8 protein-coding genes are annotated in these 12,120 nt (G+C 70.4%); 6 read left to right on the top strand and 2 right to left on the bottom strand.

Going from position 1 to position 12,120, the window contains the following annotated elements; all coding sequences use genetic code 11:
- Positions 1-102: 102 nt before the first annotated feature.
- On the bottom strand, positions 103-1,524 hold the full coding sequence (locus ABZ098_RS22445) for a peptidoglycan recognition protein (RefSeq protein WP_356593720.1): 1,422 nt from the start codon (positions 1,522-1,524) through the stop codon (positions 103-105).
- 129 nt (positions 1,525-1,653) lie between these two features.
- On the opposite strand from ABZ098_RS22445, the gene ABZ098_RS22440 reads away from it, so the two are divergent.
- The 6 genes from ABZ098_RS22440 to ABZ098_RS22415 all read left to right on the top strand — a co-directional run bounded on the left by ABZ098_RS22440 (position 1,654) and on the right by ABZ098_RS22415 (position 10,949).
- Positions 1,654-2,388 carry a TIGR03089 family protein gene (locus ABZ098_RS22440; protein ID WP_356593718.1) on the top strand — a complete coding sequence of 245 codons (735 nt, stop codon included), beginning with the start codon at positions 1,654-1,656 and terminating at the stop codon, positions 2,386-2,388.
- Between the two features lie 165 nt (positions 2,389-2,553).
- Positions 2,554-3,735, top strand: coding sequence for an LCP family protein (locus ABZ098_RS22435; protein WP_356593716.1), 1,182 nt, complete (start codon positions 2,554-2,556; stop codon positions 3,733-3,735).
- A gap of 153 nt (positions 3,736-3,888) precedes the next feature.
- The gene (locus ABZ098_RS22430; protein WP_356593714.1) at positions 3,889-5,634 is read left to right on the top strand and encodes an LCP family protein; all 1,746 of its coding nucleotides are present in this window, start codon (positions 3,889-3,891) and stop codon (positions 5,632-5,634) included.
- Positions 5,635-5,734: 100 nt separating this feature from the next.
- Positions 5,735-7,375 (top strand): LCP family protein, encoded by a 1,641-nt coding sequence (locus ABZ098_RS22425; RefSeq protein ID WP_356593712.1) that lies wholly within the window; start codon positions 5,735-5,737, stop codon positions 7,373-7,375.
- A 140-nt stretch (positions 7,376-7,515) separates the two neighbouring features.
- Positions 7,516-9,246 carry an LCP family protein gene (locus ABZ098_RS22420; protein ID WP_356593710.1) on the top strand — a complete coding sequence of 577 codons (1,731 nt, stop codon included), beginning with the start codon at positions 7,516-7,518 and terminating at the stop codon, positions 9,244-9,246.
- Positions 9,247-9,407: 161 nt separating this feature from the next.
- Positions 9,408-10,949, top strand: a complete 1,542-nt coding sequence (locus ABZ098_RS22415; RefSeq protein WP_356593798.1) for an LCP family protein — start codon at positions 9,408-9,410, stop codon at positions 10,947-10,949.
- 33 nt (positions 10,950-10,982) lie between these two features.
- On the opposite strand, the gene ABZ098_RS22410 is transcribed toward ABZ098_RS22415, so the two are convergent.
- Positions 10,983-12,011, bottom strand: a complete 1,029-nt coding sequence (locus tag ABZ098_RS22410; RefSeq protein WP_356593708.1) for a glycosyltransferase family 2 protein — start codon at positions 12,009-12,011, stop codon at positions 10,983-10,985.
- Between the last annotated feature and the right edge of the window lie 109 nt (positions 12,012-12,120).

The raw sequence follows: 12,120 nt of genomic DNA, 5'->3' as shown, positions 1-12,120 counted from the left end.
CGGCACCTTCGGCGGCCGTGCGGCGTCAGCGCCTGCCCCCCGACGGCGGTGAAACGGGTGGTACGAACTGTCCTCGGTACTCTCCTCGGCCCTCAGCGACCGTCAACGACCCTGGAGGCGGGCGGCTGTCGTGCGGGTGGACGCGAGTTTGCGATAGAGCTGCCGTCCGGGGCACTCCGTGGCGAAGCCGTCCCGGTGGCCGGAGATCACGTTCAGTCGTACCTTCCTACCCTTCGGATAGAGGTTGCCACCGCCCGACTTCAGATACGTCTTGCCCTTCGGATTGGCGCCGTGGAGACCGAGCTTCCACGCGGCGAGCCGTGCGACGGCCTTCGTCACGGCCGCGGGCGGCTTCTTGGAGCCGTAGCTGCCGAGGACGGCGATCCCCATGCTCTGGGAGTTGAAGCCGAGGGTGTGGGCGCCGAGGACCGGCTTCGCCACCCCGCCCGCCCGGCCCTCGTAGATGTTTCCGCACTTGTCGACGAGGAAGTTGTAGCCGATGTCCCGCCAGCCCATGCTCTTGACGTGGTAGCGGTAGATACCGCGAATGAGCGAGGGCGCCTGCGTACAGCGGTATCCGTTGCCGGACGCCGTGTGGTGGACGAAGGCCGCCTTGACCTTCTTCGTGTAGACGAAGCCTCGCTCACGCAGGTTCTCGTCCGCGCCCCAGCCGCGCCGGGTGACGATGCGCGGGCGCGGCCCGATGTACGGCTTCGCCCGCTGCCGGTCCGTCAACTGCCCCGCGCGCAGGGCGAACAGCTCGTCCTCGGTCTGCTGCCGGTCCAGGGCCGGGATCTCGGTGGCGTCGAGGCCCACGAGACCGTCGTTGGCGGCGGCCGCGTCCGTCCCGGCGAGGTCGTCCGCGGGTTCGGCGGTGGGCGCGGAGCGGGGTGCGAGGGCGCGGTGGGGTGTGCCGGCCGGGCTCTCCCGCCGAGTGGGCGCCGGTGCGCTCTCCCCCGGGTCCACGAGTTCCAGACGCAGGCCCGTCGGGAGCGTGGCGGTCGTCGTCGCCGTACGGGAGCCGCGGGCCGTGTCCTCGGTCCTGCGGTCGGCCTCGGCGCGGACCCGTACCTCCACGCCGTCGGAGTCGCCCACCCACAGGGGTGCCGTGGCGCCGTGGACGCGGCCGGAGGTGCGCTCGGCGGTGCCGGGGTCGGCGGCGTCGTCGTTGTGGGTCTCCAGGTCCTGCCAGCCCGACCAGGTGTCGGTACCGGCCGCACGGGTGCGGACCTGGACGCTGCCGTGCAGCACGGTGTCCGGATCGTCCCAGATCACGCCCACGAGGGAGAAGTGCCGTACGTCCCGGCGGGGCAGGCCCTGTTCGGCGACCGGGGCGAGGGTGCGGTCGCGGGAGGTGAGGGGCGCCAGGGGCAGCGACTGGGTGCCCCCGAGGGCTTCCGCGCCCGACGCCGGTCTCACGGCCGCCGGTGACACCGGTCTCGCCGCGACGGCGGGCGAGGTGAGGGGAAGGGCCAGGGCGGCCGCGCAGGTGACGCCGACCGAGGAAGCAAGGAGTCCACGCATGCTCCCGATCCTGGACATAGTCATATAAATCTGTCCATCGGGGAACTGACGGACCGTCGGCTGCCGTTGCGCCGAACCGGTGGCCCCGCGCGGGGGTGCCGAGCCGCGCGCCCGCGTACCCTTCTGCGGGTGAACGCCACCGATCGCACCCCTGCCGACCTGCTGCGTTCCGCGCTCGCCGCGGACCCCGGACGCCCCCTGGTGACCTTCTACGACGACGCCACGGGCGAACGTGTCGAATTGTCCGTGGCCACCTTCGCCAATTGGGTGGCCAAGACCTCCAACCTCCTCCAGGGCGACCTCGCCGCCGCGCCCGGCGACCGGGTGACGCTGCTGCTGCCCGCGCACTGGCAGACGGCGGTGTGGCTGCTGGCGTGCGCGTCGGTGGGGGTGGTCGCGGACGTGGGCGGGGACCCGGCCGCGGCCGACGTGGTCGTGAGCGGGCCGGACACGCTGGAGGCGGCCCGGGCGTGCTCCGGGGAGCGGGTCGCGCTGGCGCTGCGGCCGCTGGGCGGGCGGTTCCCGCAGCCGCCGGAGGGGTTCGTCGACTACGCCGTGGAGGTACCGGGTCAGGGCGACCGGTTCGCGCCCTTCGCTCCGGTGGATCCGGACGAACCCGCGTTGGTCGTCGCCGGGCGGGAGTTCAGCGCGGCCGAGGTCGTGGAGCGGGCCCGGGCCGAGGGAACCGGGGACCGCGTGCTGTCGGGACTGCCGTACGACACGTGGGACGGGTTGAACGCCGGGCTGTACGGGCCGCTGGCCAACGGGGGGTCCGTGGTGCTGTGCCGGAACCTGGGGCAACTGGGCGAGGACGCCCTCGCCCAGCGGATCGAGAGCGAGCGGGTCACGGTCACCCGTCGATGACCGGACGGCTGCGTACCGGGCGCAGGGTCACTGCGCTCTCCCGCCCCTGAGGGTCGGCTCCGTCACCCGGACGGCGCAGTACCGGGCCGCCCCCGCCCGCGGTTCACGCCATCGTCGTAGGAGCAGACCGCACTCGTGCTCGTACGCCGTGAGGGGGCGCCGCTCGTGACCGACAGCGCAGGCACCCTCGGGCCCGGCGGGTCGTCCGCGAGCGGGAGGGGGCTCGTACGGCGGCGCAGGCGCAGGCGGGCGGGGTGCGGGGCGCTCGCCGTCGCCGTGGTCGCCGCCGCGGCCGGCGGCACCGGGTGGGCCCTCTACGCCAAGCTCGACGGGAACATCACCGCGGACGACGCCGCCGCCGCGGAGCTCGCCCGGTACGAGAAGGACCGGCCGACCTCGCTCGTCAAGGACGCGCAGAACATCCTGCTGATCGGGTCCGACTCGCGCTCCGGCGACGGGAACGGGCGGTACGGCCGGGACTCCGGGACCGAGCGGTCGGACACCACGATCCTGCTGCACCTGGCCGCCGGGCGGCGCGCCGCGACGGCCGTGTCCCTGCCGCGGGACCTGATGGTGGACGTGCCCGCCTGCCTGGGGCGGGACGGGACCCGCAGCGAACCCATGTTCGCGATGTTCAACTACGCCTTCCAGAAAGGCGGTTCGGCCTGCACGATCCGGACCGTCGAGAAACTCACGAACATTCGCGTGGATCATCACATGGTCGTCGACTTCCACGGGTTCAAGGACATGGTGGACGCGGTCGACGGGGTGGCGGTCTGCCTCGCCGAACCGATCGACGACAAGGCCGCCAAGCTGCGGCTTCCGGCGGGTCGGGTGACGCTGAACGGCGAGGAGGCGCTCGGCTATGTGCGCGCCCGCAAGTCCCTCGGCAACGGCAGCGACACCGACCGGATGGACCGCCAGCAGCGCTTTCTCGGGGCACTCGTCAACAAGGTGCAGAGCAATGACGTACTGCTGAATCCGGTGAAGCTCTATCCCGTGCTGGACGCGGCGACTTCCTCGCTCACCACCGATCCCGCTCTGGCGAGCCTGCGCGGGCTGTACGAACTCGTGCGCGGCCTGCGGCACATCCCCACGGAGCGTGTGCAATTCCTTACCGTGCCGCGGGAGTCGTACGTCTATGACGCCAATCGTGATCAACTCGTCGAACCCGAGGCCCGGCGCCTTTTCGAACGGTTGCGCAAGGACGCACCGGTGAAGGTGACGAAGAAAGCCCCGAGGGTTTCAGAACATTCGCATGACGACGAAGCCCGTGGAGAATCCGAGAAGGACGGCGGAGTCCCCGCCTTCCGCGGCAACACGGCCGCCGAGGACACCTGCGAGTAAAGCGTTTCCCAAGGTGACGAAGCACTGTCCGGGCAAATGGGCGGATTGCCCGGTTGTAGGGACGTGGAATGCGTCACCGCCGTAACCTGTCGGCGAATCGGACGGCTAGTGTGAGCGATCCGGTGCATCCGGCCGACGGAGGATTCAGCAACCGTGGACGCACAAGGCCGTGGGCGGGCGGGCGAAATCGACCCCGCCGACCAGTGGGTACTCAACCCGCACACCGGTGAATACGAACTGCGACTGACCCCTTCCGCACCGCAGTCAGGTGTTCCCGGCCCCCGTAGATCCGCGCCCTCCCCCAGCAGGGCGGGCGCGCCCGCCGGCCGTACGGCCACTCCCGTGGCTCCCGGCCGCCAGGTCCCGCCGCCGCGCAGGCGCCGGGGCGCGCCGCCCGAGGAGCCGCTGCCGGGGCGGCGCGGCCGCCGGCCCGTCAAGAAGAAGTCGACGGCGAAGAAGGCGCTGCTGTGGACCGGCGGCACGATGGCCTTCGTGCTGATCGCGGCCGCGGGCGGCGGGTACCTCTACATCCGCCACCTCAACGGGAACATCACCTCCGTCTCCGACGACGGCGCGAGCACCGGCGGCTTCCAGTCCGACAAGGCGATCAACATCCTGCTGATCGGCACCGACAAGCGCACCGGCGCGGGCAACGAGAACTACGGCGACAAGGACAGCGTCGGGCACGCGGACACCACGATCCTGCTGCACGTCTCCAAGGACCGGACGAACGCGACCGCGCTGAGCATCCCGCGCGACCTGATCGTCGACATCCCGGACTGCCCGACCACGCAGGCGGACGGCACCACCAAGGTGATCCCGGGCACGGACGACGTCCGCTTCAACACCAGCCTCGGCCAGGACGAGCGCACGCCCAGCTGCACGGTGCGGACCGTCACCGAGCTCACCGGCATCCAGGCCGACAACTTCATGGTGGCCGACTTCAACGCGGTCAAGACACTGACCACGGCGGTCGGCGGGGTCCAGGTCTGCCTGGCCAAGGACATCGACGACGAGGACTCCAAGCTCAAGCTGTCCAAGGGCACGCACACCATCTCGGGCGAGCAGGCCCTCGCGTTCGTGCGCACCCGGCACTCGGTCGGCTTCGGCGGCGACCTGAGCCGGATCGGGCTCCAGCAGCAGTTCCTGAGCGCGCTGATGCGCAAGCTCAAGTCGAACGACACGCTCACCAACCCGGCCAAGATGCTGAAGCTGGCCGAGGCGGGCACCAAGGCGCTGACCGTCGACTCCCAGCTCGACAGCATCGGCAAGCTGAAGGACCTCGGCCTGGAGCTGGGCAAGCTCAACGTGAAGAACCTGACGTTCACCACCGTGCCGGTCGTCGACAACCCGGCCGAGAAGGTGAAGGCGACGGTCGTCCTCAACGACGCGACGGCTCCCACGGTCTTCGACATGATCAAGAACGACGTGTCGTTCACCGAGGTCAAGAAGAAGGCGAGCGCGGCCAAGAGCGCCGAGGCGGCAAAGGCCGCGGCCCGGCTCAAGGGCACCAAGTCCGCCGCGTCCGAGGTGCGGGTGCGCATCCTCAACGGCGGTGCGGCGGCGGGCAGCGCGCAGGCCGAGCTGGAGTACCTCCAGAACGAGGAGGGCGTGCTGAAGTCGGAGAACGCGGGCAACGCGAACGCGTCCCTGGCGAAGACGACCCTGGAGTACGCCCCCGACCAGGCCGACCAGGCGCGCAGGCTGGCGGCCATCATGGGCCTGTCGGGTTCCGCGCTGAAGCCGGGCGAGAGCGTCACCAACTCCCAGGGTCTGCCCACGATGACACTGACCCTGGGCAAGGACTTCAAGGGCGCCGGGGTGTCCTTCACCACGGCGACGAAGGCACCGGAGGGGGTGCAGCAGTCCACGGCCGACAAGGTCGAGTGCGCCAAGTGAGAGCCGGCTCCGCGGTGACCTGAGGGGCCTGTCGTGCGTCTAACCAGTCGTACGGCAGGTCTTTTCTCGTCGGTTCGGTGTGAGGGTGGGGAGACAGGGGATGGCGCACAGCGGTGTGCACGAGGAGGGGGCGCGGCCGGTTTCCCGGCCCGCTCCAGGTCCGCGGGAAGCCGGCGGGGGTGCCGGCGGCGGGCCCGTGAGCGGGGGCAGCGGCGACGGTGGCGGGCGGCACGGGCGGCGGCGCGGCAAGCGCGGGCGCCGGGCGCTGAGATGGGGGGCGACCACGCTCGCCGTGCTGATACTCGGCACGGCCGGCGCCGGATACCTGTACTACCAGCATCTCAACGGCAACATCCGCAAGGGCGAGCGCAGCAGCGGTGACTCCAAGGCGCGCAAGACCGAGGCCAACGCGGCCGGGCAGACGCCGCTCAACATCCTGCTGATCGGCTCGGACAGCCGTAACTCCGACGAGAACGTGAAGCTCGGCGGCAGCAGGGACAACCGCGGCAACCCGCCGCTGGGCGACGTGCAGATGCTCATCCACCTCTCCGCGGACCGCAAGAGCGCGGCGATGGTGAGCATCCCGCGCGACACCCGGGTCGACATCCCCAAGTGCACGGACCCGGACACCGGGAAGACGTACCCGGCGACCACCGACATCATCAACACCTCGCTGGCCCGCGGCGGCGCCGGCTGCACGCTCGCCACCTGGCAGAACCTCACCGGCGTCTACATCGACCACTGGATGACGATCGACTTCTCGGGCGTGGTGCGCATGGCGGACGCCATCGGCGGTGTCTCGGTCTGTGTGAAGCAGAACGTGTGGGACCGTCCGACGGCGGCGGTGCCGGGCGGCTCCGGGCTGAAGATGACGGAGGGCACGCACAAGGTCGAGGGCAAGCAGGCCCTGCAGTGGCTGCGCACCCGGCACGCCTGGGGCAGCGACCTGATGCGGGCCAGGGCCCAGCACATGTACCTGAACTCGATGATCCGCACGCTGAAGGGGCAGAACGTCTTCACCGACACCCCGCGGCTGATGGACCTCGCCGAGGCGGCCACCAAGTCCCTCCAGGTGTCCGAGGAGATCGGCTCGGTCAAGGAGCTCTACGACCTGGGCATGCAGCTCAAGTCGGTGCCGACGGACCGCATCACCTCGGTGACGATGCCGAACGTCCCGGACCCGCGGGACGACAACCACGTCGTGCCGGACGGCGCGAACGCCGACAAGCTGTGGGAGATGCTCCGCGACGACGTGCCCCTCGACAAGAAGGGCAAGGGCTCCGGCGGGAAGAAGCGCACCGAGCCCACCAAGGCCCCTTCCGCCCCGGACGGCGAGATCGGTGTCCTCGTGCAGAACGCGACGGGGACCTCCACGCTCGGCCCGGTGGGCGGACGCGCCGGCACGATCGCCGCCGAGCTCGTGCAAAAAGGTTTCTCGCAGGCCTCCAAGGACGCGACGACAGGGCTCTCCGAGGACCGGACCGTCGTGCGCTACCCGAGCGCCGACCTGGAGGGCGATGCGCAGCGCGTCGCCAAGTCCCTGGGAATCCCGCTGAGTTCGGTGAAGAAGTCGACCGACGTCTCCGGGGTCACCCTCGTCGTGGGCGCCGACTGGCGTACCGGGACGGCGTACCCGAAGCAGTCCGAGGCCAAGGCCGGTGACGTACCGGGCAACGCGGACGCCATCAACGGCTCGGACACCGGACAGTGCATGGACGTGTATTCGATCTACCGCTGGTAGTCGAACGCAGCGGTCCGGGCGTACGTACATACTTACAGAATCGGCACAGGAACAACTCACGTCGCTCAAGGCCCGATCGGGCGGATAGTGTGAGCGATCCAGCGATCGCCGCGTGGCCCTGACGGAGGATTCGGACAACCGTGGACGCACAAGGCCGTGGGCGGGCGGACGACGTCGACCCCGCAGACCAGTGGGTGCTCAATCCGAACACCGGTGAATACGAACTGCGACTGGCCCCTTCCGCACCGCAGTCGGCCGTTCCCGGTCCGCGTGGATCCGCGCCGGCACCGAGCCGGCCCGGAGCACCGCGTGGTCGTACGACCACCCCCGTGGCCCCCGGCCGGGACGTTCCGCCGCCGCGCAGGCGCCGGGGCACCCCGCCCGAGGAACCGCTGCCGGGCCGGCGCGGCCGGCGGCCGGTCAAGCAGCAGTCGAAGGCGAAGAAGGCGCTGCTGTGGACCGGCGGCACGATGGCGCTCGTCCTGGTCGCCGGTGCCACGACGGGCTGGTTCTACCTCAAGCACCTGGAGGGCAACGTCGGCACGACCGACGTCGGCGACGCGGCCGCGAGCAGCTTCAGCAAGGACGAGGCCTTCAACATCCTCATCATCGGTACCGACAAGCGCACCGGTGAGGGCAACGAGGGCTACGGCGACGCCGGCAGCGTGGGCCACGCCGACACCACCATCCTGCTGCACGTCGCCAAGGACCGGTCGAACGCGACCGCGCTGAGCATCCCGCGCGACCTGATCGTCGACATCCCGGACTGCAAGACCAACCGGGAGGACGGCTCCTCGTCGGTCGTCGCGGGGCAGGACGGCGTCCGCTTCAACCGGAGTCTCGGTGAGAGCGGCCGGGACGCGGGCTGCACCATGCGCACCGTGGAGGCGGCCACCGGCATCAAGCCCCACCACTTCGTGATGGCCGACTTCAACGCCGTGAAGACCCTGACCACGGCGGTGGACGGGGTCGAGGTCTGCGTGGAGAACGCCGTCAACGACAAGAAGTCGAAACTCGTCCTGCCCGCCGGGGAGTCGAAGGTGGAGGGCGAGAAGGCGCTCGCCTTCGTGCGCACCCGGCACGCCTTCGGCAACGAGGGCGACCTGGACCGGATCAAGGTGCAGCAGCAGTTCCTGGGCTCCCTGATGCGCAAGATGACCTCCGGCGACACCCTCACCAGCCCCACCAAGCTGCTGAAACTGGCGGAGGCCGCGACCAACGCGCTCACCGTGGACGAGGCGATCGGGAAGGTCGGCACGCTCAAGGACATCGCCCTGGAGCTGAAGAAGGTGCCGACGAAGAACATCAGCTTCATGACCGTCCCGGTCAAGGACAACCCCGCCGAGACGATCAAGGCGACGGTGGTCGTCGACGAGACGAAGGCCCCCCCGATCTTCGACGCGATCAAGAACGACGTCTCGTTCACCGAGGTCAAGGCGCAGCAGAAGAAGGAGAAGGCGGAGATCGCGGCCCGGCTCAAGGGCACCAGGTCGGCCGCCTCCGACGTCCGGGTGCGCATCCTCAACGGCGGTGCGGCCGCGGGCAGCGCACAGCAGCAGCTCGCCTACCTCCAGACCGAGGCGGGCGTGACCAAGTCCGACAACGCGGGCAACGCCGAGGCGGCGCTGGCGAGGACGACCCTGGAGTACGACCCCGACCAGGCCGACCAGGCGCGCCGCCTCGCGGACATCATGGGGCTGTCCGGCTCGGCGCTGAAGCCCGGCAAGAGTGTCACCAACGCGCAGGGCCTGCCCGCCATGACCCTCACCCTGGGCAAGGACTTCAAGGGCGCGGGCGTGAAGCTCAACGCGTCCACGGCGGCACCGGAAGTGGACAAGTCCACGGCGGACAAGGTGCAGTGCGCGAGCTGAGGCCCACGGGGGACCGCGAGCCGGCCCCCAGGTCCCGCACAGGTTCGTAGGGCAACCTCACGGGCCCGTCGGATGTCTAAGACGTGCGGCGGGCCCGAGGCATGACCGCGGGTCCGGTGGGGTGGGTGGGGAGGACGGGAACGTTGACAACGCAATACAGCGTGCAGGAAGCCGTGCCGGCGACCGAGGGGGACGGCGGGCACGGCAGTCGTAGGGCACCGCGCAAGCACCGGGTGCTCAGATGGTCGGCGGCGACGCTCGCGGTGCTCATACTCGCGGCGGCCGGCACCGGCTACGTCTACTACCGGCACCTGAACGCCAACATCGAGCAGGACGACCTCAACCTGGGCGACAACAAGGTCGCCGAGCCGACGCCGAACGCCGCGGGCCAGACCCCGCTGAACATCCTGCTGATCGGCTCCGACGCCCGGGACAGCAAGGAGAACCAGGAACTCGGCGGCGCCAGGGAGACCTTCGGCTCCACTCCGCTCGCGGACGTGCAGATGCTGCTGCACCTGTCCGCCGACCGCAGCAACCTCTCGGTCGTCAGCATGCCGCGGGACACCCTGGTGAAGATCCCCAAGTGCACCGACCCGGACGACGGCAAGGTGTACCCGGCGAGCGAGGGCCGGGTGATGACCAACCAGAGCCTCGGCCACGGCGGCCCGGGCTGCACGGTGGCCACCTGGCAGGAGCTCACCGGCATCCACATCGACCACTTCGTGATGGTCGACTTCGCCGGCGTGGTGTCCATGGCCGACGCCATCGGCGGGGTGCCGGTCTGCGTGGACGCCAACATCCACTCGCGGGACAGCCAGGGGCACGGCTCGGGCCTGAAGCTGGAGAAGGGCACCACCTCCGTCAAGGGCGAGCAGGCCCTGCAGTGGCTGCGCACCCGCTACGGCTTCGAGGACGGCAGCGACCTCGCCCGCGCCAAGGCCCAGCACATGTACATGAACTCGATGGTCCGCGAGCTGCGCGCCAACGCCACCCTGAGCAGTCCGAACAAGCTGCGCAAGCTCGCCGAGCAGGCCACCGGCGCCCTCACCGTCGACTCGGGGCTCGGCAGCGTGAAGGAGCTCTACGACCTGAGCAACGAGCTGCGCAAGGTGGATCCGGGGCGCATCACCATGACGACCATGCCGAACCGCTACGTCGGCGCGCGCGTGGAGCCCACCGAGGACGCCGAGCAGCTCTTCCGGCTGGTGCGCGACGACATCGCGCTGGACGGCAAGGACGCGAAGAAGACGACCACGGCGAAGGCGGAGGACACCTCCGACGACCCGGCCGCCGCCAAGGACGAGATCGGGGTCCTGGTCCAGAACGGCACCCGCACCGACACCCTGGCCGCGGCGCGCGGGCGGGCGAGCACGGTGGCCGGACTGCTGACGGAGAAGGGCTTCGAGAAGGCGGTCTCCGACCGTTCCGCGTCACTGAGCGAGGCGAAGACGCTGGTGCGCTACCCGAGCGCGGAACTGGAGGGCGACGCCCAGGCGGTCGCCAAGTCCCTGGGCATCCCGATGAGTTCGGTGAAGAAGTCGACCGACGTCTCCGGGGTCACGCTCGTCGTGGGCGCCGACTGGCGCGAGGGTACGACGTACAAGGCGCCCAAGAAGGACGACTCGACCCCGAAGACCGCGGAAGCCCTCAACGGCGCGGACGACACGGCCTGTATGCACGTCAACCCGGGCTTCACCTGGTGACGGGGCGCCCCTCGGGACCGAGGGGCGCCGCTCTCACACCGTGTCCAGCACGGCGGGCCGCCGCGAGGCGATGACCCGCTTCGCCAGCGAGCGCGGGCTGGTCAGGAAGCCGTAGCCCCACGACATGTGCATGGTGGCGAGGGCCACCGGGATCTGGAGGCGGGCCTTGAGCGGGAGGCCCTTGCCGGCGGGCAGCGAGCCCAGCACGATCGCCGCGAGGTAGCCGCCGGGGATCACGAAGCCGAGCGGGGTCAGCGCGGCACCGACCACGATCCCGGCCGCGATCGCGCACACCGCGGTCGGCGGGGCGAGGTAGCGCAGGTTGATGGAGCCCTCGTGGTAGCGGGCCACGACGTGCCGCCAGCGGCCGTAGTCCTTGTACTGCTTGGCGAGGGCCTTCACGCTCGGCCGCGGGCGGTACGACACCCTCAGCTCCGGCGAGAACCAGATCAGCCCGCCCGCCTCCCGGATCCGGAAGTTGAGCTCCCAGTCCTGGGCGCGGATGAACTCCTCGTTGTAGCCGCCCTGTTGCTCCAGCGCCTCGCGCCGGAACACCCCGAGGTACACGGTCTCGGCGGCCTGGGCCTGGCCACCGGTGTGGAAGGCCGCGTTGCCGACGCCGATCTTCGAGGTCATCGCGGCGGCGACCGCGTGCTCCCAGTCGTTCTCGCCCTCGGCGTGCATGATGCCGCCGACGTTCTGCGCGCCGGTCTCCTCCAGGAGCCGTACGGCGGTGGCGATGTAGTTCGGCGAGAGCATGCCGTGCCCGTCGACGCGGACGACGATCGGATGGCGGGACGCCTTGATCGCGGCGTTGAGGGCGGCGGGGGTGCGGCCGGTGGGGTTCGGGACGGTGTGCACGCGCGCGTCTTCCGCGACGAGCTCGGCGGCGATCTCGTCCGTGCGGTCCGTGGACGGACCGAGGGCGATCACGACCTCCATCTCGCCGGCGTACTCCTGCGCGAGGATCGCTTGGACGGCTCCGCGCAGATGCCGTTCCTCGTTGAGGACGGGCATGATCACAGACACGGCGGGGAGCTGCACGTCGGGCTTGGCGTTCATAGGGGGCTCACGTTACCGCGAACGGGGGACAGCATCGCGCCCCGCCCGGGGCGGTGCCGGTCGTCGCAGATCGTATGGGCCTACGGTGCTCAAGATCCCTCGTTCGGCT

It is taken from the genome of Streptomyces sp. NPDC006335 (genome assembly GCF_040612795.1).
Classification (GTDB): Bacteria; Actinomycetota; Actinomycetes; order Streptomycetales; family Streptomycetaceae; genus Streptomyces.
This window is presented reverse-complemented; position numbering and strand designations above follow the sequence as displayed.